Here is a 23,258-nt window from a genome sequence, read left to right on the forward strand (position 1 = left end):
TCGGCACGCAAGGTTCCTCGCGGGCTCAGAATGGCGTTCTTTTTTTAAGAGGGGTAGACACAAACAAAAAGCGCCATCCCAGGGGAATGGCGCTTAGGTCTATATGTAGTAAGGCACAATGGCGAGGAATTGTCGCTTAGGCCGCAATGCCCATCGGCTGCTGCGGCTCCTGACCCGTGAGCAGGGGCTCGATGCGGGTGTGCAGACGCTCTACGACGAAGTTGTTCTGCAAGTGCTTGGGCAACTCCTTAACCAACTGCTGGTAGCGCTCCAAGCCCATGGCTTTGGCAATGTAGCTCTCGTGAATGCCGTTGAGGTAACTCACGATGTTGAGCAGCGACTGGTGGAAAAGCTTAAAGTCAATCTCGGCTTCCACGTAGCGCTCAATCTCGCGGCTGGTCTGCGAAATACGCAGGCGGCCCAGTAGGTCGAAGATGGTGGTATAGCCCAGGCGCCAGGTAATCTGCTGCCAGTGCGAAGCCGTCCACTTGTCGAGCACCTTGCCGGTCTTCTGGCTGCGAATGGCCGTGTTAGGGTTGGCTTGCACCTGCTGGCGGGTAATCTGGGCCTTCATCTTACGGGTCGTACGCAGGAACTGCCCAATCTGGGCTTGCGCCTCGATTTCCTTGCCTGCAATGTGCAAGCCAGGCTTGTAGCCCGCCAGTGGCAGGCGGTGAATGCTAAAGTCGCCATAAGCACCGGCGGCATAGAACGACACCGGACGTGGGTAAGCATTACGCACTACCAAGCGGCCCACCTCGCGCCGAATCAGCGAAGGATTGTTGGACCGTACGCCGGCCGTGTACAGGAAAGCTTGCAAACCCGACAGGATGGTATGATACGCCTGGGGGAACGTCCAGTGCAGGGCATTGCGCAGATACTCTTCGTCACCCAACTCGGCCGTGGCGCGCAGGGCATATTCCGTGCTCCAGCAAGCCTGCAACAGCTTCCCGACAGCTTGGATATCGGCTTCCGTCAGCTCCGCTTGGTGAGCCCGGAAGAAGGGGAGGTGCTGCAAGCCACCCGTTGCGTCATCATTCTCCTGAATATGATAGTTGATGGCAAAGAAGTAGTTGAGAAACACCTGGGCCGGAATAGACTTGCGCCAGGTTTCTTCGGCTTGCTTTTGCTCATCGGTGATGAGCGGAAGGATGTTGTTCTCAGTTGTCGTTGTCATGCTAAGTAAACAGCTAGGGGCTCGTATGAGTTGCATATTTACTAATTTTTTTCGCAATTTGCAATGAGTGTTAATTTCGTTGGTAATCAATAACTTGTGTCTAAATAAATATGTGTCTCTATGGAATTAATGGTCATCGTTTTTAGAGTCTATTTACTAAATATATTGGCTTGCTAAAAATGAGCAAAAAAAGAAGCCTCCACGTCACTGACGCAGAGGCTTCTTCGGGCAGATAAGCTGAAACTTACAGCTGGTCTTTGATTACTGCTACGGCTTCGCGTAGGGTAATATCGTTCTTCAGGTTCTTGGTGAAGCGGCCAGCACGGTTTACTTCTACCGTATCAGAGCCCAGTTGCCGCATGTCCACAGCTAAGGGAGCAATGGCCAGGGGCTGAGCGGCTTTCTGTACGGCTTCGTACTTTTCTGACTCAGCTTTGGCCTGCTCCTGTTCAGCGCGGAACGCGGTGAGCTTCAGCGACACCATCGTGTCGTCCTTACGCTTGCGCATGCGCTGCACCATTTCATTCATCAGCTTGAAGCTCGGGCTACTAGCTACGCGGGCTTGGCTAGCCGTGCGCAGCTTGTCAACAGCCGGAGCTGCATTCCAGGCCTTGTAGCGAGCCGGCGTGATTTCATCCCACTTCAGCGGGTAATCCGATTCCTTTTCGCCCTGGTCGAGGTAGCTGTACGCATCTGGCAGCGCAATATCGGGTACTACCCCCTTGAACTGCGTTGAGCCACCATTAATGCGGTAAAACTTCTGGGTCGTTAGCTTCAGCGAGCCGAAGGGCTTCAGACTGCTGAAGTCACCCAGCATATCATCGAGGTCGAAGATGCGCTGCACCGTGCCTTTGCCATACGTGCTGGCACCCATAATCACGCCGCGCTTGTAGTCTTGCATCGCAGCGGCCAAAATCTCAGAAGCCGAAGCACTAAACTTGTTTACAAGCACTACTAGAGGGCCGCTATACTGTACGCGTGGGTCCCGGTCGTTAAGGATACTAGGGGCTCCCTGGGGCGAACGAACCTGCACTACGGGGCCGCTCTCTACGAAAAGACCAGCCATTTCCACAGCGTCTTGCAAGGAGCCGCCGCCGTTGGAGCGCAGATCAAACACGATGCCGTCCACATTTTCCTGACGCAGCTTTTCCAGTTCCTTCTTCACGTCCTCAGCCGAGCTACGGCCACCGTTGTCATTGAAGTCGGCGTAGAATGTAGGCAGGCGGAGATAGCCGATTTTTTTGCCATTCTCCTGAATGGTAGCCGACTGAGCGTAGGTTTCTTTCAGCACCACCACGTCGCGGATGATGGAAATAATCTTGGTGCTGGCATCAGGCTTTTTCACCGTCAGACGTACTTCTGTGCCCTTCTTGCCTTTAATCAGCGCTACGGCTTTGTCTAGGCGCAAGCCTTCTACCGAAACCGGCTCGGCCGCACCCTGCGCCACACGCAGGATAATGTCACCAGCCTTCAGCTCACCCTGGCGGTACGAGGCCGAACCCGGAATAACGTCCGACACTTTGATCTGACCGTCTTTTTCCTGCAGCGAGGCCCCAATACCTTCGAAGCGGCCGGTCATGGCTACGTCGAAGCTTTCTTTGTCGCGGGGAGCAAAGTACTCGGTATGAGGGTCGTAAGTATTGGCAATGGTATTAGCATACACGGCCAGCCGCTCATTGGCATCGGTCTGGGCCATGTCCTTGAACTGCTCGTCGAAGTACTTAAGCACCCGCTTGCGGGCTTCAGCCTCCATTTCGGCGGGAGTACGCGTGGGCTCCGAGGTAGTGGCGGCCGAGGGCTGCACGGAAGTGGAAGCCAATGGCTTATCCTTCTTCTTTTTTTGCTCGTCCATCATTTCCGACACCCGAATCAGGGTCTGGTACTTCAGATATTTGCGCCATTCTTCGCGCTGAGCAGCCGCGTCGGCCGCAAAAACCATTTTATCGGCTTCCGTCTCAAACGACTCCTCCTTCGTGAAGTCGAACGGCTTAGCCAGGATGTCGCGGTAGAGGGCTTGAATATCCTTGGTGCGCTGTTCCATGAGCTTGGTGCTCAGGTCCAGAAACTCGTGGGTGCCCCGGCGTACCTGGTCATCAATATCGTTCTGGTATTTGCGCAGCTGAGCGACATCCGACTGCAAGAGAAACTTCTTGTTGTAGTCGAGGCGCTTCAGGTACAGGTCAAATACCCGTTTGGAAAAGTTGTCGTCAACCTTTTCGGGCTGGTAGTGGGCAGCACTAAGCCCCTGGAGCATAGCTTTGATCAGCACCTCATCCTTTTGGGGCGGGCTAGCATCATTACGCCGATATAGCTTATAGGAAGCCAGCACGAAGACTGCCAGCACCAACGAGGCATACAGGCCTATTTTCAGTCGGGGGGAAGACATGGAAATCAGAATGAGATGGAAAAATCAAATGTAAACAAAAGCCGTTCCGAACATACGAACCCGTCAAACCGGCGGCTTTAACTCAAAACGCAGGGACAACTATAATAAGTGCCCACGCTATACTTTCATCGCTAAGGGTGAGATTTTACCCCGAGGGTTGCACTACTCGCCTGCCTATTGTGTGTACCAATATCCCAGGATTTCAACCAGCGTAGCAATGCACTTGTTTGGTTTGTTGGCCTTAAGATATACGAAGGCATGCCAAGAAAAAGTTGGCGTAAGAGTAAAATAAAAAGGCCCCCTACCGAGGTAGGAGGCCTTTTTTAAAACAGGCTTGAGGGCGTACCCAGAAGCTTAGTAGCGACGTACCCGGTCGCCGTTGCTGCGACGGAATTCGTCTTCGAAGTACTGAGCATCTTCGGCGTTACGGGGCTTCACGCCCATCACGATACCACCGTTTTTGATGTCGCTTTCGTATTCAGCAGCATGCTCTTCGGGAATGCCCGAGCCTACCAGTGCACCTACCAGGCCACCCGTCAGACCACCGGCACCAGCGCCAGCCAGAGCAGCGGCAATAGGACCAGCAATTACAAGGCCCAGGCCGGGCAGAGCTACTGAAGTACCAATGGCAGCAATAGCGCCAATGATAGCACCAGCCGTGCCACCGATGGCCGAACCAACGCCGGCACCTTCCATAGCTTTATCGCCGAGGTCGGTATGAGCGGTGTTGTCACCGAAGTGCGTCTTGCGGGTTTCGTCCGACATCAGCACGTTTACATCGTCTTTGCCGTAGCCACGCGAGGAAAGCGACTGGTAAGCACGCTCGGCGCTGTCACGGTCACGGAACGAGCTCGTCAGCATGCTGGGGCCCGAGGTATTCTGATAAGGCTGGCCAGTTACAGCGTGGGCTGCTTCATCGCCAGCATTTTGTACGGCATCAATGCCACGACCTACTACGGCACCAGGCGTGCCAGCAATTGCGGCACCTTTGGCCGTTGCGCTATAGTCGTCGCCGCCAACGTTAGAGGAGCTTGCACCCGTACCAGCGTTATAGCTCGTGCCTTCGTTGCTCGAGCTAGAGCTATTGCCAAAACCGGTACCCGTGTTGGTAGTACCATAGTTAGCGCCTGAGCCAGTACCGGTATTCTGCGGGTTGTTCGAATCGTTGGTGTTCATTAGAGTAGGTTGTTGAGTGGGGAAAGGAATAGGAAAGAAGTCGTTGCATGAAACGCTACCGGAAAGTAGCATGTGCTTCAGCTTCGGGGTTCTTAACGTGAGCCTTCCACGAGGGGTTACAAAAAAACTGTTATCAGTCAAGTACCCTCACCCATTTTTTTATCAAACGCTACTCTAGGGCGCTATAACAGCGTTTCTAGGCAAATTGCTCGTAATTAGCCGGCTCCAGCCAGAAGGCGCGGCATTCCCGCCGCATCGTCTTGAGGAATTCCGGGTCTTGCTTTAGCGTGCGCCATTCGCCCAGGCCAAGTCGTTCGCAGAGCTTATAAAAGTTGTCGCCTTGGCCTTTGGAGCCCTCTACTTTTACCAGGCAACTCAAAATAGGTCGGCCGGCTTGGTATTCATTTTCCGAAATCTCGGCCAGTAGCTCGTTCAAGCGGGCTTTCTCATGGGAAATATCCAGATTGAAGCCTAGCTCGGCTTCTTGTACCAGATTGAGGTAGCTGGTGGTGCCTACCTGATGGCGGGCAAAACGGATTAAATGGCTACGAACTCGGCCGATCATTTGGGTAGGGAGCGAAATGGGTGTTGAAAGTAACAAAAAAGGCCCACACCCCAGAATTAACATTTCTGAAGTGTGGGCCGCCGCTAGCCAAAACTGTGCCGCGAAGGGAAAATCCTATTTCTGAGCCTTGCGGCGGGTTATTTCTTTTTGAATTAGCAGAAACTCGCGGCTGCTCTGGCCCGCAATAGCTGTGTTCTCATCGGCGCGCCGCAGCAAGTAGGGCATCACCGACTCAACAGGACCGTAGGGTACATATTTGGCCGTATTGTAGCCGGCATTGGCTAGATTGTAGGTGAGGTTGTCGCTCATGCCATAGAGCTGGGCAAACCAAATGCGCGGGTCGCCGGGGCGCAGATTGGCCTCATGCATAAGCTCGGTCAGCAGCAGAGAGCTGGCCTCATTGTGCGTGCCAGCGCAGATGCTGATCCGGTCGGCGTGGGTTACGCAGTAGCGCAGAGCATCATCATACAGCTGGTCGGTAGCTTCTTTGGTGGGGTTAATCGGGTTCCGGTAGCCCCGCTGGTTGGCCACGCGGCCTTCCTTCTCCATATAGGCCCCGCGCACCAGCTTGCCGCCCAGGTAGTAATTACCCTGCACCGCCGCGGTGTAAGCGTGCTGAATGGCCTCCAGCCGGTCGTGGCGATACAGCTGGTAGGTGTTCCAGACGATGGCCGACTCGCGGTTGTACTTGGCCATCATCTCGTAGGCCAAATTATCAATGGTATCCTGGAACCAGCTTTCCTCAGCATCAACAAAAACGCGGACGCCATACTGGTGGGCGCGGGCGCAGATGGCGTCTACGCGGGCTTTGGCCCGGTCGTAGTTTGCTTGCTCGGCGGCGGTGAGGGTTTTGCCACTCTGCACCTTTTCCAGCAGGGCACTATCAGCTACGCCCGTCACTTTAAAAACTGAAAAAGGAATGTGGGTAGAGCGGTGGGCCAAGTCAATAGTAGCCAGAATTTCGTCCCGGGTTTGGTCGAAGCTCTTGTCGTTGCCTTCACCTTCCACGGAGTAGTCGAGGATAGTGCCGATGTTGTAGCGGCCCAGCTCCTCAATAACCGGCAGGCATTCCCGGATGGTTTCGCCGCCGCAGAACTGCTCGAAGATGGTTTTCTTGATCAGAAACTTTACCGGCAGATTCCATTTTAGGGCCGTTTTCATCAGCCCACCCCCGGTCTTGACCAGGGTATTATTGTTCATGGCGGCGAACAGGGCGTACATCTTGCGCAGCTCAAGGTCCGATTTGGAAGCGAAGGCTACGGCCGTGTCGGTAAAGGAAATGGGCGGAGATTGGGTTACTGGCATGCAGGTGGCTAGCTTTGGGCGGGCTAATAGGAGAGGCCGGTTTGGCGGGACGAAGATAGCCGTTAAACATCGTTTCGGGCCGCATAGTTACCCTATTGCCCAGCCTTTTTCCGGCCATTGCCACGGCGGGCTCAAGCGGAGCGGTTCCGCTTCTTTTTTCTCTTTTACTCCATCTATGGAAAGCGCAACTACTTCCCAGACCTTTTTCACCCGGTTACTGGCCGCCAAAGAGCAGCCGCTGCTAATAGCGGGGCCCTGCAGCGCCGAAACCGAAGAACAGGTGCTGACTACCGCCCGTGACCTGAAGGCGCTAGGTAAAATCGACTTGTTTCGGGCTGGAATTTGGAAGCCCCGTACCCGGCCGGGCTCGTTTGAGGGAGTCGGAGTAGGCGGGCTGAACTGGTTGCGCCGGGTAAAAGAAGAGGTAGGCCTGCCCGTAACAGTAGAGGTTGCTACACCCCGGCACGTGGAAGACGCCCTGGCCTACGGCGTAGACGTGCTCTGGATTGGGGCCCGCACGACGGTCAATCCATTTGCCGTACAGGAGCTAGCCGACGCACTGACCGGTACCCAGGTACCGGTGATGGTAAAAAATCCGGTTAATCCGGATGTAGCGCTCTGGGCCGGGGCACTGGAGCGCCTGGAGCGGGCGGGTATTACCCAACTGGCGGCCATTCACCGCGGCTTCAGCACGTTTTCACCCTCACGCTACCGTAACGCCCCGACCTGGCAGCTGGCCATTGAGCTCAAAACCCGCTTTCCGCACCTGCCGCTGATCTGTGACCCCAGCCACATCGGGGGCAAGCGCGACTTGCTGTTGCCCATCGCCCAGAAAGCCCTGGATCTGGATTACGATGGGTTGATGATTGAAACCCACCCCGACCCGGACCACGCCTGGAGCGACGCTGAGCAACAGGTGACGCCTCAGCGCCTGGGTGAGATTCTCTCGGAGCTTAAATACCGCTACCGCTCCAGCGACAATGCCGACTACCTCAATAAGGCCGAGGAGCTACGCCAAAAAATGGACGTGGCCGACCGCGAGATTATTGAAGCCCTGGCCCGGCGTATGTCGCTGGTGGAGGAGTTAGCCGAATACAAGAAGGAGAATAACGTCAAGATTCTGCAGCTGGACCGCTGGAATGAAATCTTTACGTCCCGGCTGCAGTGGGCCGATAAGCTGCACGTCAATGATAAGTTTGTGGCCGAGCTCTACAAGCTGATTCACCTGGAAAGCATCCGCAAGCAAACCCAAATCCTGCAACGCCCGGACTAGGCCGCTATTTAGGGCTTGCCGGCCACTTCCGCGTAATGGGTACCGCGCTTGCCTTTATAATAGACGTTGCCGCCCCGGCTGTTTTCGGAATCCTGGAGAATGAGCCTGTTGCCACTGACGGTGTAAAACTGCTGGCTGCGGTAGCCGCGGTAGATAATCATGTTCTTGCTTTTGCGCAAGCCATTGCCCACCGCTTTCAAGCGGAACCGCGCTGCGCCAATCATAGCCCCATCCTGGAAGAACCGCGCCCGGCCCCGCCGGTCAAATTCCACTTCCACAGTATGGCCGGTAGAGGCAGGAGTGGCCAGTGTAGGGCTGGCCGTCTGCACCCACTCCCAGCGCCCCACCAGTTGATCTTCCATGGTAGGCACCGAGTCGCGGCTGCAAGCTGAGCCGAAGGCCAGCAAGGCAAAAGAATAAAGCCAAGTAGAGTAGCGTGTTTTCATGCGGTAGTAAAGTTGTTGTTACCTTCCCCCTCTAATGCAAATACTAACTAATATTTGCACCAAATTAATTTTATTTTGGCTTAATCCGCGGATTTGCTCGGATTAATTTTTGCTTAACAATGAAAAATTTGAACAGTGCGGTTGTGATTGGTCCGCAGTCCCTGACTGAGCTAGCCCAAATGCTGCAAAGCAAGGCTGTAAGCCAGGTTTTTGTGGTAGTAGACAGCAACACGGTGCGCCATTGCTACCCCATACTGGAGCCTGTGCTGCCCGCACACACCCTGATTGAAATTCCGGCGGGGGAGGAGTACAAGACCTTGGCAAGCTGCGACATGGTTTGGAGTCAGCTCACGGAAAAATCGGCCGACCGGTATGCTGTGGTCGTCAACCTCGGTGGGGGAGTAGTTACCGATTTGGGCGGTTTCTGTGCTGCTACGTACAAGCGCGGCATTCGCTTTATCCAAGTCCCGACTACGCTGCTGGCCCAGGTAGACGCTAGCGTGGGTGGTAAAACCGGTGTCGACTTTCAGGGCTTTAAAAACCAGATTGGCGTATTTCAGGAGCCTGCCGCCGTTTTTATTGCCCCGCAGTTTCTGCACACGCTGGATGACCGGCAGCTCAAATCCGGTTATGCCGAGGTTGTCAAGCACTGGCTTATTGCCGATGCAGAGGCCTTTGCCACCCAGCGTCAGGAAGGCGTGCTCGTGACGGATTGGAGCCCGATTATCCAGGATTCGGTGGCTACTAAGCAGCAGATTGTCGAGGCCGACCCCCTGGAATCGGGGCTACGCAAGGTGCTTAATTTCGGCCATACGGTGGGCCACGCCCTGGAAAGCTACCTGCTGTTGCAGTCGGGCCGCGAGATTCTGCACGGCGAGGCCGTAGCTGCCGGCATGATTTGCGAAAGTTGGTTGTCGGTGCAAAAAGGCCTACTGAGTGAAACGGAACTGGACCGCATCGAAACCTTCTTGTTCTCCGTGTTCGAGAAAGTCCAGTTTGTGACCCTCGAAACTGATGCCATTGCCCAACTAGCTTTGCAAGACAAGAAGAACAGCGGCTCCACTATCAACTGCACGTTGTTGCAGGGCATCGGCAAGGCCGTGTACGACCAGCCCGTGACGCTGGCGGAAATAGCCGAGTCGCTGCGGTATTATCATCGGCTGTAGTGGACTAATTTGCGGCTTCGTTTCTTTTTTGGCTTAAAACTCTTGTCACTCATCGATACTTCTTCTTCCGTACAGCTGCAGTGGGCCGGCGGGCTACTTAGCGGCAGTGCCCAGCTCCCAGCTTCCAAAAGTGAAAGCAACCGCGCCCTGATTATCCGGGCCCTGGCCGGCGGCGGGCAGCTCGACAACCTCTCCGACGCCAATGACACGGAGCTTATGCAGCGCCTGCTGGCCACTCCGCTGAGCGCCGATACGCTGAATGCCGAAGACGCCGGCACCGTGATGCGCTTTCTGACGGCTTATCTGGCCGTCACTGGGCGGCAGGTGCTGCTCACCGGCACGGCCCGGATGCGGCAGCGGCCTATCGGGGTACTGGTAGAGGCCTTGCGCCAACTCGGAGCCAGCATCAGCTACACCGAGCAGGATGGCTACCCGCCGCTGCAGCTGCAAGGCTGGAACCCTGAGCTCAATGCCGACGAACCCGCCGAGCTGAGTGTCCGCGGCGACATCAGCAGCCAGTATATTTCGGCCTTGATGATGGTCGGTAACCAACTGCCCGCCGGCTTGCGCTTGCGCCTGACCGGCAAGGTCGGCTCCCGGCCCTACATCCGCATGACGCAGTCGTTGATGCAGCATTTCGGCGGCCAGTGCCGGGATTTGGGTGAGGTAATTGAAGTCCGCCCGCAGGCCTACCACACCGCTGATTATACCATCGAGTCGGACTGGTCGGCAGCCAGTTACTGGTACGCTATGGTGGCCCTGGGCCCGAAGGGTTCCAGCATTACGCTACCAGGCTTGCGGCGCCATTCCTGGCAGGGCGACCAAGCCATTGTTGGCATCATGGACCAACTGGGCGTAGCCACAGCGTTCGGCGAAACCGGCGTAACGCTCACCCAGCAGCCAGTGAGTGCAGGTGTGGAGCAGGATTTTACCGACTGCCCCGACCTAGCCCAGACCGTGGCCGTAGTAGCCGCTGCCCTGGGCGTGCCGCTGGTGCTGACGGGCCTGGAGAGTTTGCGCATCAAGGAAACCGACCGGATTGCGGCCTTGCAAGCGGAGCTGGCCAAATTCGGCGGCTCCCTCGTGGATGAAGGCAACGAGCGGTTCCGGGTGCCGGTAGCCAAGTTCCGGGTGGAAGGCCAGACTATTGAAACCTACCATGACCACCGTATGGCCATGGCTTTTGCCCCGCTGGCTCTGCGCGGACCGCTCACGGTGCTGGCTCCATCCGTCGTGCGCAAGTCGTATCCGCAGTTCTGGTCAGAGCTGCAGAAAGCCGGCTTTGAGGTAGTGGCGGCGGAATAAGCTAGGCCCGCAACGAGGCGAAATACGCCGCGGAGTGCCGCAGCCGGCTGCCGTGCCAGCTGAAGAGCTCCCCATCAACAATCCGCACCGTGGCCGAGGGACAGATCGTCTGGAACTCGGCCACGTGCTTTTCGGCGAAAGGATAAGGCTCCGACGAAAGCAGAATAACCGCCGGAGCTGCCACGGCCAACTGCTCAGCCGTTATTTCGGGGTAGCGGTTTAGGCCGGCAAACACGTTGCGAAAACCGGCCCGGGGCAGCATCGTGTCAATAAAAGTATTGCTGGCTGCTACCATATAAGGCTTGCGCCAAATAAAATAGGCAGCCGGAATAAGAGGGTCCGAAACGGTCCGCGCAGCAAAAGAACCAGCTATTTCATCGGCCATTGCGTCGGCTGCCGACTTCCGGCCCGTAATCAGACCCACGCGACGAATCATGTCCAGGGCTTCGTCCAGGTTGCTGATGTCACTGAGCCACACCGGGTATTTCTGAGCTAGCTGCTCGATGCCGGCCTGGTAATTTTCCTCCTTGTTGCCGATAATCAGGTCGGGCTGCAGGGCCTCGATTTTCTCAAAGTCGAAGTTCTTAGTACCCCCAATGACCGTAGTCCGCTGCCGGGCTTCGGCCGGATGGATGCAGAACTTCGTAACGCCGACGACCCGGCTCCCGAGGCCTAGATCAAACAGCAATTCCGTTTGGGAGGGCACCAAGGATACAATGCGCTGGGGCGGAAATGGTACGGCCACCCGCCGGTTCATCTGGTCGGTGACGGTAAGCGGCGGCTGAACGAAGGGAAGATCCACGGGTGGTACGGCGGGTTAAAGCAGCTGATAGTTCTTGAACTCGAACAGGCGCTTGCCGGTCGTTTTCTCAATCCAGTATAGGACCTTATTCTTCAACGAAAAGCGCTTCTGGGTCACGTCAATATCGACTTGCCAGTTCAAGCGGGTAATGCGGCGCTGCATGACGCTCGGGTGGGTGCCGGTAAACTTCTCCAGGGAGTCGAAATCATCGAAGTTGAACACGTCGGCCGTGGCCAGGGGCTGCTCTTCAGCCGGTTTGTCGCCGTGCCAGAACTGGTTGATGTGCTTCATCTTCTGCAGCATCTGCTTGGGATTTTTCACCCAGCCGTAGTGGTACACGAAGCCGTCAGCGGGCTTTACACGCAGCTTTTCACCGTTGCGCCGGAAGCCCTGGGCATCCTTATAAGAGGTAATAGTAGGGTCGTTGCGGATAATGCGCACCTCGTGGCCGTACCAGCGACGGGAGTCGCCCACGTAGTCGAAGGTGCCGTAGAAGTGCAGGTATTTGAACAGCAAACCCTCCACGCGCTTATTGGCCACGTGCCGCTCGGCCGCGGCCCGGATGGCGGCGTGGTACTGCTCGGGCACCACTTCGTCGGCCTGAATGTAGAAGGCCCAGTCGGCGTCGGGCGAAATCTGCCGGAAGGCCTTGTTGGTTTCCACGGCCAGCACCTCGCCACCCTTGCGCAGGGCCGGGTCCCAGGTAGAGTGCACAATGCGCAGCTTAGGGGAGTTTATCGAGCGAATAAGTTCTTCGGTGCCGTCGTCACTGTCGCCGATACTGACCAGCATTTCATCTACCACCGGCAGAATCGACTCAATGGCCTCCACTACGGGGTAGTCGTTGAGCACCGCATTTCGGACGATGGTGAAGCCGGCAATTTTCATGGCGCAGAAATCGGGGAGAGAAGCAGGATACAGAAACGCATGGCCGGCGTTGCCCGAAAGCAAGCCAGCCATGCGTTTTCACAGCACAAGTGCAAAGATAGGCCTAGCTGAAATAACGGAAGTCGTGGCCGTCCTCGATGCGCAGCAGCGTCTCGTAGATCAGCTTGGTCACGTTGTCCACGTCGTCGGCGTGCACGGTTTCCACCGTGGTGTGCATGTACTTTAGGGGCAGCGAAATCAGGGCTGAGGCCACGCCGGCGCCGGAGTAGGCAAAGGCATCGGTGTCGGTGCCGGTGGCGCGGGTAGCGGCGGCGCGCTGGAAGGGAATTTCAGTTTCCTGGGCCGTTTTGATAATCAAGTCCCGCAGGTTGTTCTGCACCGCCGGGCCGTAAGTAATAACGGGGCCTTTGCCGCAGTGCAGGTCGCCGGCCGTCTTTTTCTCATACATCGGCGACTGAGTATCGTGGGTCACGTCGGTGATGATGGCCACGTTGGGATTGATGCGGTGAGCTACCATTTCGGCCCCGCGCAGCCCGATTTCCTCCTGCACCGCATTCACGATATACAGGCCAAAAGGCAGGGTTTTGCCGTTTTCCTTGAGCATGCGGGCCACTTCGGCAATCATGAAACCACCCACGCGGTTATCCAAGGCCCGGCCCACGTAGAACTTTTCGTTCATCACCATGAACTCGTCCTCGAAGGTCACGACTGAACCGACGTGGATGCCCATTTCCTCTACTTCCTTCTGCGACGAGGCGCCGCAGTCCAGGAAAATGGTTTCGATAGTCGGGGCTTTATCCTGGTCGGTTTTGCGCACGTGAATGGCCGGCCAGCCGAATACTGCCTTCACCACGCCTTTGTCGGTGTGGATGTTCACGCGCTTGGACGGAGCAACCAGTGCATCCGAGCCTCCATTGCGGCGCAGATACAAGTAGCCTTCCTTGGTGATGTAGTTAACGAAATAGCTGATTTCGTCGGCGTGGGCCTCAATAACGACTTTGTACTGGGCTTCCGGATTGATGACGCCCACCACGGTACCGTAGGTATCCACGAAATACTCGTCGATGTAGGGCTTAATGTAGTCGAGCCACAGTTTCTGGCCTTCTTTCTCGAAGCCGGTAGGAGAGGCGTTATTCAGGTAGCGCTGAAGGAAATCAAAGCTTTCTTGACGCATAAGCAGTGAAGGCAAACCGCGTTGTAAGCGGATGAGAAGATAAAAACCGCACCTGCCCGAAGCCGCCGTAGCATCGTTTGCTAAAACGTATCAGGCAGGGCAGTTACGATATTATGATTAAAATTGGTTTAATCTACAGGGGAATATTGCCATGTTTCTTGCGGGGCAACACATCCACCTTGTTTTCCAGCATCTTAAACGCCCGAATTAACTTCTGGCGCGTCTGCGAAGGCAGGATAACTTCGTCGACAAAACCGCGGTGGGCCGCCCGGTAGGGGGTAGCAAACTTCTGCTGATACTCGTCTACCTTCTCCTGCAGCTTGGCCTCTGGGTCGGCAGCCTGGGCAATTTCGCGCTTGAAAATGATTTCGGCCGCGCCCTTGGCTCCCATCACCGCAATTTCGGCCGTGGGCCAGGCGTAGTTCATATCGGCCCCGATGTGCTTGGAGTTCATCACGTCGTAAGCCCCACCGTAAGCTTTGCGGGTAATAACGGTGATGCGCGGCACGGTGGCTTCGCAGAAGGCGTACAGCAGCTTGGCTCCGTTAGTGATGATACCGCGCCACTCCTGGTCGGTGCCGGGCAAGAAGCCGGGCACGTCTTCCAGCACCAGCAGCGGGATGTTGAACGAGTCGCAAAACCGCACGAACCGCGCGGCCTTGGTCGAAGCGTTGATGTCGAGTACCCCGGCCAGCACGGCGGGCTGGTTGCCCACAATGCCGATGCTACGGCCGCCGAGGCGGGCAAAGCCCACCACGATGTTCTCGGCAAAGTTCTGGTGTACTTCCAGGAAAGAGTCGGCGTCAATGATGCCCTCAATTACCTCGCGGATGTCGTAAGGCTGGTTGGGGTTTTCGGGAATGATGTTGTCCAGGGCCGGGCGCGACTCGTCGCCTTGCGCTTCGTAGGGCAGAGCCGGAGCCGTTTCCTCGCAGTTCTGGGGCATGTAGCTCAGCAGGGCCTTGAGGTGGTTGATGCAGGCTACCTCGTTGGCGCAGCTAAAATGCGTCACGCCACTCTTGGCCGAGTGGGTGCTGGCCCCACCCAACTCTTCGCTGGTCACGTTCTCGTGGGTCACCGTCTTCACCACGTTGGGACCGGTCACGAACATATAGCTCGTGTTTTCCACCATCAGGATGAAGTCCGTAATGGCCGGCGAATACACCGCGCCGCCCGCGCAGGGGCCCATAATGGCTGACAGTTGGGGCACGACGCCCGAAGCCAGAGTATTCTTGTAGAAAATGTCGGCGTAGCCACCCAGGCTTACCACGCCTTCCTGAATCCGGGCTCCACCCGAGTCATTCAGACCGATAACGGGCGCGCCGTTCTTCATGGCCAAGTCCATAATCTTCACGATTTTCTCGGCGTGGGTTTCGCTCAGCGAGCCGCCAAACACCGTGAAGTCTTGGGAGAAGACGTACACCAGCCGGCCGTTCACGGTGCCGTAGCCCGTAATAACCCCGTCGCCGAGGTAGTACTCCTTGTCTAGGCCGAAGTCCTTGGAACGGTGCATGACGAACTTGCCAATTTCCTCAAACGAGCCTTCATCTAGCAAGAGGTCCACCCGTTCGCGAGCGGTGAGCTTACCTTTGGCATGTTGGGCGTCGATGCGGGCCTGGCCACCGCCGAGCAGGGCCTCCTGGTTTTTGCGGTCGAGGATTTCGAATTTGCTTAGTTGGGCTTCAGCGTGCGGATCGGACATTGAGGAAAGCGGTGGGATGAGTAATAGGATCAAAGGTAACGTACGAGCGCAAAAAAAGCCGCACCATATTTGGGCGGCTTTTTTATGGAAGGGTTCATTTTTTTAGGGTATAAAACAAAAAAGCCAGCTCTGTGAAGAGCTGGCTTTTTTGTTTACTTAAAGCAGATTACTTGCCTTTCTCAGTATCCGGCGACTCGGGGGCCTCTTCGGGCCGCTCGTCGCTGGCGAGGTTGGTTTGCTCCCCGCTCTTGCTCACGGCGAAGGTCAGTTCTTCCGCGCCTTCCACGAAGTCAGCGGTAATAACGTCACCTTGCGCGATTTCGGCTTTCAGGATTTCCTCGGCAATCGGGTCTTCGATATACTTCTGGATAGCCCGGTTCAGCGGACGAGCACCGTACTTCGGATCATAGCCTTTGTCGGCTACGAAGTCCTTGGCGGCCTCAGTCAGCTCTACTTTGTAGCCGAGCGTCTGAATGCGCGAGAGCAGCTTCGACAGCGAAATGTCGATGATGCGGTGAATGTCTTTTTTCTCGAGCGAGTTGAAGACGATAACGTCATCCAAACGGTTGAGGAACTCGGGCGAGAAGGTTTTCCGCAGGGCATTGGTGATGGTGCCTTTGGTAATCTCGTCCAGGTTTTCCGTCCGGGCTTTTGTACCGAAACCGATACCAGCGCCGAAGTCGGCCAAATCACGGGCCCCGATGTTCGAGGTCATGATAATGATGGTGTTGCGGAAGTCAACCTTGCGGCCCAGACCATCGGTCAGGATACCATCGTCGAGTACCTGCAGAAGCAGGTTATAGACGTCGGGGTGCGCCTTTTCAATTTCGTCGAGCAGGATTACCGAGTATGGCTTGCGGCGGATTTTCTCCGTCAGCTGACCGCCTTCTTCGTAACCCACGTAGCCGGGAGGTGCCCCTACCAAGCGCGATACGCTGAATTTCTCCATGTATTCGCTCATGTCAACGCGCACCAGAGCGTCTTCCTTGTCGAAGAGGTAGGTAGCCAAAACTTTGGCCAACTCCGTCTTACCAACACCCGTCGGGCCAAGGAATACGAACGAACCAATCGGCTTCTTGGGGTCCTTCAGGCCCACGCGGGTGCGCTGAATGGCTTTCACCAGTTGCTTGATGGCTTTGTCCTGGCCAATCACTTTGCCTTGCAGCTCTTCGCCCATATTGAGCAGCTTCTGGCTTTCGTTCTGGGCCACGCGGCTCACGGGAATACCGGTCATCATGGCGATTACCTCGGCCACATTTTCCTCCTTCACCGTGTAGCGCTTCTTCTTGGTCTCGTCTTCCCAGTTCTTTTTGGCCTGGTCGAGCTGCTCCAGAAGTTTCTTTTCCTTGTCGCGAAGCTGGGCGGCTTCTTCGTATTTCTGCGATTTTACCACCCGGTTTTTCTCCGTCTTGATATTCTCGATGCTCTCCTCGAGCTTCAGAATATCCTCGGGCACCACAATGTTGTTGATGTGCACGCGCGCACCAGCCTCATCGAGAATGTCAATGGCTTTGTCGGGCAGGAACCGGTCACTCATGTAGCGGTCCGACAGCTTTACGCAGGCCTCAATAGCCTTGTCGGTGTATACTACATGGTGGTGATCCTGATACTTGTCTTTGATGTTGTGCAGGATTTCGATGGTTTCCTCGGGCGTGGTAGGATCTACCATTACCATCTGGAAACGACGGGCCAAAGCGCCATCCTTCTCGATATACTGACGGTATTCATCCAGCGTGGTAGCGCCGATGCATTGAATTTCGCCGCGGGCCAGGGCTGGTTTGAACATGTTCGAAGCATCCAGCGAACCGGAAGCACCGCCGGCACCCACGATGGTGTGGAGCTCGTCGATGAACAGGATAACGTCGGGCGACTTCTCCAGCTCGTTCATTACGGCCTTCATGCGCTCTTCAAACTGACCGCGGTACTTGGTACCAGCTACCAGCGAAGCCAAGTCGAGGGTTACTACGCGCTTACCGAAGAGCACGCGCGACACCTTCTTCTGGATAATGCGCAAGGCGAGGCCTTCGGCGATGGCCGTTTTACCTACACCAGGCTCGCCAATGAGAATGGGGTTATTCTTTTTGCGACGCGACAGGATCTGAGCAACGCGCTCAATTTCCTTTTCCCGGCCCACGATGGGGTCGAGCTTATCTTCCTCGGCCAGCTTGGTCAGGTCACGACCAAAGTTATCGAGAACGGGAGTACGCGACTTCTCACCTTGCTTGCGCGGGGCGGCGCTGCTGCCGGCACCACCGCGGCCGGCGCTGCCACCAAAGAGCTTGTCGTTATCGTCGTCGTCAGTGTCGGGGGCGCGGTCGGTGGGGGCAGTGTTGCCGTGGTAGTCCAGCGAGTCGCGAACGGCTTCGTAGTTCACGTTGAATTTGCTCAGGATTTGGGAAGAAATGTTGTCTTCGTCGCGCAAAATCGAAAGCAACAGGTGTTCCGTGCCGATGATTTCACTCTTGAAGATTTTGGCCTCCAGGTAGGTGATCTTGAGAACTTTCTCGGTTTGTTTGGTCAGGGGAATCGAGCCGGTGATGCTCGTGCCCTGCGTGGCCGTATTACGAGTTGCTTGCTCAAGGGCGTATTTCAGCTCTTCTACCGACACGCCCAATTTCTTGAGCAAGCCGATAGCAGTGCCTTCCCCTTCGCGAATCATTCCTAGTAATAGGTGTTCGGTACCGATATAGTCGTGACCGAGCCGGATGGCCTCTTCCCGGCTCAGGGAGATGACCTCCTTGACTCGATTTGAGAATTTAGCTTCCATGCAGATAAGTAATGAAGAAAAACGGTGCCCCGCAAGCCAAGGTTACTGAACGATGAGCGGGTTGGGCCGAAGTAACCTGAAAACAGGTAAATACGGGCGAAGGTTCGGAGGCAGTAATTGCACTACGCAAGAAAACTGCCGGCGGCCGGACCCTGCATAAAAAGCAGGTCTAAGATGCTGAGTCCCGGTACAAAATCTTTACCAAACGTCTGCGGGTAGGGCTGAACCGACTTCCTGTCAGGTTCTGTGCCAAACGTAGCCTTTGGTGTCAGACAATCGCGCCGGTCGAGCACGAGGGAAGGGGCGTACTGGGGGTGATATTCGGTAGTGAACTCCACGGGAGTGCGCAACCGCAGGCAGCGCAGATAGAACTGCAAAAAGGCCAGATTCAGTTCGAAAAGTAGAGTCGGCTTCTGCAAGTAAATGTCGTGCAGATAGTCGGCGTAGTATTCAAAGTACGGAGTACCGCCGTACGCGGTTTGCAGGCTGCGCCAGTGCTGGTGCACCCAGTTCTGCCGGTAGTCGATTTCAATGGCTGAGGTTAGCACCTTTTGGCTGCGGTTGCCATCTATTACCGGCACAGTCAAGGGCTTTGGGCCCTGGTTAGTCAGGATCAAGCAGCGGTTGCGGTAGGTTTGCTTGCGGTAATTGTCGTGGCGTTCCAGCCAGAGCGCATCGTGGCCGGCTAGTTCGGCAAAGAACTGAGCAGGCGGATTATACTGGGACTCAAAGAGAATGGGCACGGCGGCGAAGGTCAGGGGCGGAAGGGCAAAAACAGGCAGCAAAGGGAGGCGAGGATAGCATTCGACTTATATGGAATGTAAATCCTCATTTAAATAGGCATTTGCGCCCTTTACCGCTGAACCATTACCTTACCAAAACTGCTTTCGGAGCTTTAGAATACCCTGACTACCTTCCCATCCGTCAAACTGACACTATGCGCTCCTGGCTTTTGCTGTTCGCCCTATTACTCACTGGTTCTCTGCAGGCAGCTGTGCCCCCGCAGCTCTTGCTAGATGTGGTTCGTTTTCGCAACGATGACATTGCCGTGAAGGGGGCCGTAATAGAAATGTACGCTACCGTGCCCGGCCAGTCGCTGACCTACAAGCGGCGGGCTCCGAAAGTATTTCAGGCGGCGGCGAGCGTAACGCTCGAAATTATCCGGGAAGATGGCTCGGCGGCCTATCAGGAAACTATTACGCTAAAGCCTCCAGTACTGAGCGACACGTCGGTAAGCCTGAAAAATCCGGTGAGTTTTCAGAAGCGCATTTTGCTGGCCGATGGCAAGTATACCATCCGTGGGCAGGTGCGCGACCAGTACCGTGCCGGACAGAACAACGTGATAGAGCAGCCTTTGCTCATTGCGTCGGGTGCCAAAGGGTTGACCTTGAGTGATATCGTGCTGCTAGCCCGCCCGGCGGCAAAATCGCCGCAGGCCAGTAACTTTGTCCGCGGCGGCTTCAACCTGACCCGGGCGCCGGGTGGGTTGTACGGCCGGGGGGCCGACCGGGCCTTTTTCTATAGTGAGTTGTACAATGCCAAGCCCGAGCAAACGGTGCAGCTGCGGTATCGGTTGCGGCTGGCTGGCGCTGCCAAAGATGTGCTGACTGCCAACGCCACTGTCAAAGGAGCATTAGGCCAGAGCACACCGGTGGTAGGGGAGCTGGATATGAGCAAGCTGCCTGCCGGCGACTTTACGCTGACGATAGAAGGCCGCGACGCCAAAAACAAAGTTCTTTTTACCCAAAATACCCTTCTGCACCGCAACGTGGCTGATTATGCCCCTCTGGCGTGGTAGCTCCCTGATGACTCAACCAACTACTCGCAAATATCCCTGGACCTATCTCCCGCTGGAATGGTTCCTGATGGGCTTGGCCCGACTGCCCCTACCAGTGCTACACGTGTTGGCCGGCGGCCTGTACGGGCTGATGCACTACGTGATTGGCTACCGTAAACGGGTGGTGCTCGAAAACCTGCGCAACTCGTTTCCCGAGAAGTCGGATGCAGAGATTCAGCAGATTCGGAAGGGCTTTTACCGGCACTTTTCCCAGGTGATGGTCGAGATGCTAAAGCTGGCGGCTATGTCGGACGCTGAGCTGCGCCGGCGCGTGGTCATCCGGAATCCGGAATTATTGTCAGGCCCATTTGCGCAGGGGCGCACGGTACTGGCTTTGGGTTCGCACGCCGGCAACTGGGAGTGGATTCTTCCCTCGGGCGCCCTGGAGTTTCCCGGACGGGCCTATGGCGTGTACAAGCCGTTGAGCAACCCGTTTTTCGAAGATTTTCTGTTCCGGCTGCGTACCCGTAGCGGGGCCCACCTGATTCCGATGCGCGATACGCTGCGGGACCTAATCAAGCGGCGCACGGAGGGCCGGGCCATGAGCATGCTCACCGACCAAGCCGCCGGCCCCGAGGACCGGCCCTACTGGACCCAGTTTTTGAATCAGGAAACCAGCTTTTACAGCAGCGCCGACCGACTGGCCAGCCAATTCAACTGCCCGGTGGTGTACGTGAATATCAAGCGGGTGAAACGAGGCTATTACGAGCTAGTGATTCTGCCCCTGCACGACGGCAACACGCCCCTCGACAAAGATGGCTACGTAGTAACCGAAGCCTTTGCCCGCCACCTGGAGCGTGACATTCAGGCTGCCCCCGCTGACTACCTCTGGACCCACCGCCGCTGGAAGCACAAACGAGTGTCTTAATGTACTGATGTGCTAATGGGGAGATTTGAGAAACGATATTCAGTCTTTGCGAGGCGTAGCCGGGGCCATCCGTCCGCTGCACTGTGCTGAGTTTTCTTAACTGAAAAGCCCTTTCTCGTAGCTAACAAGAAAGGGCTTTCTGGTAAAAGGAGGTTTGTCACCAGCAGCGGACGTGTTGCTTCGGCTGATGCCTCGCAAGGACACATTCATTCATACTACTCACATTCCCCAGAGTATCAGAGATACTGCTCAATGTCGCCGGCGCCTTGGCGTACTAGCTCGAAGTCGTCGTTGGTGCAGTCGATAATGGTACTGGGAACGTTGCCGCCGAAGCCGCCGTCGATTACCAGATCTACGAGCAGGCGGTATTTCTCGAAAATCAGGTCGGGGTCGGTCACATACTCGTCGAGTGTGTTTTCGTCTTCCCGCACTGAGGTACTGATGATAGGATTGCCCAGCTCCTTTACCAGCTGAATGATGATCGTGCTGTCGGGTACCCGGATGCCGACCGTCTTGCGCTTGTTGCCGCCTTGGCGTGGTGCTTTGGCACTGGCCTCAAAGATGAAGGTGAACGGTCCTGGCAACGCTTTCTTGATAACCTTGTAGGTGGGCGTTGTGATGCCGTGAGCATAGTCGGCAATATGGGAAAGGTCCGAGCAAATAAAGCTGAGGTTAGCCTTGTCCGGATTCAGCCCTTTGATACGGCACAGCTTGTCAACGGCCTTGGCATTGTGAATGTCGCAGCCAATTCCGTAGACGGTATCGGTCGGGTAAATGATAAGGCCACCTTTGCGGAGTACGTCCACAACTTGCTGAATACGGTTTTGGGGCGGGTTGTCGGGATGAATACGGAGCAACGTAGCAGCCATTGGGAGGAATTAAGGAGTGAAACAAAGGCAAAGTGCCCCGAGTGGCGGGCAGCGCCAAGGTAGTAGCTGCGTTACACAACTACCACTCATTCGCACATTTTGTGCGTAGGGTTACCTGGTAGAGCCCGGAGAGAGCATAAAAAAAGCCCCGAACCATGTGGTTCGGGGCTTTTTTGGGCTTTACTAACCAGCCTTACTGCTTCATGAACGAGCGGGTAGCCGTGCCACCTTTGGTCGTGAAACGGATGGTGTAGACGCCGGTCCGCAGGGCAGAAACGTCCAGGGTGAGGTCTTCCTGAGTAGCCTGAGCCTGCTGTACGCGCTGGCCCAGGGCGTTGAATACTTCTACCGAAGCGCCTACGCCTTCCTTGCCCATGCGCAATGTAACGCGGTTGGTAGCAGGGTTGGGAAATACGCTCAGGGCATTTTGCAAAGCCTTGTTCTGGGTAGCCAGCGTAGTATTGCCGGTAGAAAGGGCAAAATCATCAATGGCTAAAAGGGCATCATTACCAGACTCATTGTTGTCCCTCCAGCGGATCCACATAGTGCCACCCGCCGGCCAGTTGATGGAAGTAATTGAGCTGGAAACTGCCACACGGTTAGCTGCATCGTTGCCATTTAGGGCACCGTTTGTTGTGTTGGCGTTCACCACTTCCGTAACGTTAAGAGCGGTTGCTGCTACCCAAGTACCGGTCAGAAGGCTAGTAGCATCTAAGCTATATTCAAAGGTCAGTGCTTCAGTGAAGTCTGCCGACGAGCCTGAACGCCATTGCTCCCCATAAAAAGCCATATTTAGCCGAGTAACAGCTGCCCCTGTTCCGTTGGTAAACACGGCACCGAAAGTAGGGGTGGTGCTGTTAGAAGCAACGCTGCCTAGAGCCCGGTCATTTGCTGCTGCGGTTCCTGCATTGTAAGTAGAGCCTGATACAGTAGCGCCACTGCCGTCAGATACCACAAGTACTACTGGCGTAGTACCAGTACCTGTCAAACGGGCGCCACCCCAGCCAGCTGGGTACTCGGTACCCGTAGCGCCCATGCCATCAAAGTTCTGGGTGTAAACCGCGGTACCACCCGTGATGCTGATTGGAGTCTGGGCCTGAGCCGACACAGAAAGCCCCAGCAGCATAGCGGCAACGGGTAGGCTGCGCAGGCGGAAAATAGAAGGTGTAAAAAGTGCCACGATAGTCAGATGAAAAAAGGTGAAACGTTGAGAAGAAGTGAAAAAAGAGGAAGCAGTTGGAGGAGCGTGTACGTGAAATGTGCTACCAAGGTAACAAAAGGAAAAGCGCACTGAAAACCAGGTACACGTAGGGCAGAGGCTAAAGCTAGCCCAATACGATTCAACCCCCAAATTTTGTGTGTTTTGCCCTTGTGTTACCATTACGTTACCAGTTAGGGTTGAGCTCTGGTGCTTGGCAACCGGCTACACACAGGCTGAGTTAGCTACTTCAGCTGCCGAGAATGGGGAAACAGTCAAGATGGCGTACTTTTGATGGGAAAACTCTGGCTTGGCCTTTCGAAGCGGCCGGCTAGAGGTCCTTCTTTCTTCCGG

The 23,258-nt window shown here is 55.9% G+C and carries 19 protein-coding genes; 5 read left to right on the top strand and 14 right to left on the bottom strand.

The window, feature by feature from the left end; genetic code table 11:
* Window positions 1-136: 136 nt before the first annotated feature.
* From MUN80_RS11075 to MUN80_RS11095, 5 genes are all read right to left on the bottom strand, one after another.
* The gene (locus MUN80_RS11075; RefSeq protein WP_244723717.1) at window positions 137-1,177 is read right to left on the bottom strand and encodes a hypothetical protein; all 1,041 of its coding nucleotides are present in this window, start codon (window positions 1,175-1,177) and stop codon (window positions 137-139) included.
* A 244-nt stretch (window positions 1,178-1,421) separates the two neighbouring features.
* Entirely contained in the window at window positions 1,422-3,563 is a 2,142-nt protein-coding gene (locus tag MUN80_RS11080; protein WP_244723720.1) for a carboxy terminal-processing peptidase, read from the bottom strand.
* A gap of 354 nt (window positions 3,564-3,917) precedes the next feature.
* Window positions 3,918-4,739 (bottom strand): hypothetical protein, encoded by an 822-nt coding sequence (locus tag MUN80_RS26105; protein WP_311136286.1) that lies wholly within the window; start codon window positions 4,737-4,739, stop codon window positions 3,918-3,920.
* 196 nt (window positions 4,740-4,935) lie between these two features.
* Window positions 4,936-5,304 (bottom strand): hypothetical protein, encoded by a 369-nt coding sequence (locus tag MUN80_RS11090; RefSeq protein WP_244723723.1) that lies wholly within the window; start codon window positions 5,302-5,304, stop codon window positions 4,936-4,938.
* 114 nt (window positions 5,305-5,418) lie between these two features.
* Window positions 5,419-6,609: a proline dehydrogenase family protein gene (locus MUN80_RS11095; protein ID WP_244723726.1), complete on the bottom strand. Its 1,191-nt coding sequence runs from the start codon at window positions 6,607-6,609 to the stop codon at window positions 5,419-5,421.
* Between the two features lie 175 nt (window positions 6,610-6,784).
* On the opposite strand from MUN80_RS11095, the gene MUN80_RS11100 reads away from it, so the two are divergent.
* On the top strand, window positions 6,785-7,882 hold the full coding sequence (locus tag MUN80_RS11100; protein ID WP_244723729.1) for a bifunctional 3-deoxy-7-phosphoheptulonate synthase/chorismate mutase type II: 1,098 nt from the start codon (window positions 6,785-6,787) through the stop codon (window positions 7,880-7,882).
* 8 nt (window positions 7,883-7,890) lie between these two features.
* Here the strand turns inward: MUN80_RS11100 and MUN80_RS11105 are convergent, their stop codons facing one another.
* A complete protein-coding gene (locus MUN80_RS11105) occupies window positions 7,891-8,328 on the bottom strand; it encodes a hypothetical protein (RefSeq protein ID WP_244723731.1) in 438 nt (145 codons plus the stop codon).
* 119 nt (window positions 8,329-8,447) lie between these two features.
* Here MUN80_RS11105 and aroB point away from each other — a divergent pair, with 119 nt between their 5' ends.
* The gene (gene aroB, locus MUN80_RS11110; protein WP_244723734.1) at window positions 8,448-9,494 is read left to right on the top strand and encodes a 3-dehydroquinate synthase; all 1,047 of its coding nucleotides are present in this window, start codon (window positions 8,448-8,450) and stop codon (window positions 9,492-9,494) included.
* 42 nt (window positions 9,495-9,536) lie between these two features.
* On the top strand, window positions 9,537-10,799 hold the full coding sequence (locus MUN80_RS11115) for a 3-phosphoshikimate 1-carboxyvinyltransferase (RefSeq protein WP_244723737.1): 1,263 nt from the start codon (window positions 9,537-9,539) through the stop codon (window positions 10,797-10,799).
* Between the two features lies 1 nt (window position 10,800).
* On the opposite strand, the gene MUN80_RS11120 is transcribed toward MUN80_RS11115, so the two are convergent.
* The 6 genes from MUN80_RS11120 to MUN80_RS11145 form a co-directional block, all read right to left on the bottom strand.
* Window positions 10,801-11,601, bottom strand: a complete 801-nt coding sequence (locus MUN80_RS11120) for an ABC transporter substrate-binding protein (protein ID WP_311136287.1) — start codon at window positions 11,599-11,601, stop codon at window positions 10,801-10,803.
* Window positions 11,602-11,616: 15 nt separating this feature from the next.
* Window positions 11,617-12,561 (bottom strand): glycosyltransferase family protein, encoded by a 945-nt coding sequence (locus MUN80_RS11125; RefSeq protein WP_311136288.1) that lies wholly within the window; start codon window positions 12,559-12,561, stop codon window positions 11,617-11,619.
* A 31-nt stretch (window positions 12,562-12,592) separates the two neighbouring features.
* A complete protein-coding gene (locus MUN80_RS11130; protein WP_244723739.1) occupies window positions 12,593-13,663 on the bottom strand; it encodes a M42 family metallopeptidase in 1,071 nt (356 codons plus the stop codon).
* Window positions 13,664-13,796: 133 nt separating this feature from the next.
* Window positions 13,797-15,365 (bottom strand): acyl-CoA carboxylase subunit beta, encoded by a 1,569-nt coding sequence (locus tag MUN80_RS11135; protein WP_244723741.1) that lies wholly within the window; start codon window positions 15,363-15,365, stop codon window positions 13,797-13,799.
* A 166-nt stretch (window positions 15,366-15,531) separates the two neighbouring features.
* Entirely contained in the window at window positions 15,532-18,132 is a 2,601-nt protein-coding gene (locus MUN80_RS11140; protein ID WP_244723743.1) for an ATP-dependent Clp protease ATP-binding subunit, read from the bottom strand.
* A 122-nt stretch (window positions 18,133-18,254) separates the two neighbouring features.
* Window positions 18,255-18,917: a WbqC family protein gene (locus MUN80_RS11145; protein ID WP_244723745.1), complete on the bottom strand. Its 663-nt coding sequence runs from the start codon at window positions 18,915-18,917 to the stop codon at window positions 18,255-18,257.
* Between the two features lie 152 nt (window positions 18,918-19,069).
* Between MUN80_RS11145 and MUN80_RS11150 the strand changes: the two genes are divergently transcribed.
* Both MUN80_RS11150 and MUN80_RS11155 read left to right on the top strand, forming a co-directional pair.
* A complete protein-coding gene (locus MUN80_RS11150) occupies window positions 19,070-19,930 on the top strand; it encodes a hypothetical protein (RefSeq protein ID WP_244723747.1) in 861 nt (286 codons plus the stop codon).
* Complete coding sequence (locus MUN80_RS11155) at window positions 19,911-20,837, top strand: lysophospholipid acyltransferase family protein (protein ID WP_244723749.1); 927 nt, start codon at window positions 19,911-19,913, stop codon at window positions 20,835-20,837. The genes MUN80_RS11150 and MUN80_RS11155 overlap by 20 nt, the downstream gene beginning before the upstream one ends.
* Before the next feature lie 236 nt (window positions 20,838-21,073).
* Here the strand turns inward: MUN80_RS11155 and MUN80_RS11160 are convergent, their stop codons facing one another.
* Both MUN80_RS11160 and MUN80_RS11165 read right to left on the bottom strand, forming a co-directional pair.
* Window positions 21,074-21,706 carry an L-threonylcarbamoyladenylate synthase gene (locus MUN80_RS11160; protein WP_244723751.1) on the bottom strand — a complete coding sequence of 211 codons (633 nt, stop codon included), beginning with the start codon at window positions 21,704-21,706 and terminating at the stop codon, window positions 21,074-21,076.
* A 193-nt stretch (window positions 21,707-21,899) separates the two neighbouring features.
* Window positions 21,900-22,301, bottom strand: a complete 402-nt coding sequence (locus MUN80_RS11165) for a T9SS type A sorting domain-containing protein (protein ID WP_244723754.1) — start codon at window positions 22,299-22,301, stop codon at window positions 21,900-21,902.
* Between the last annotated feature and the right edge of the window lie 957 nt (window positions 22,302-23,258).

The organism is Hymenobacter cellulosivorans, assembly GCF_022919135.1.
Taxonomy (GTDB): domain Bacteria; phylum Bacteroidota; class Bacteroidia; order Cytophagales; family Hymenobacteraceae; genus Hymenobacter; species Hymenobacter cellulosivorans.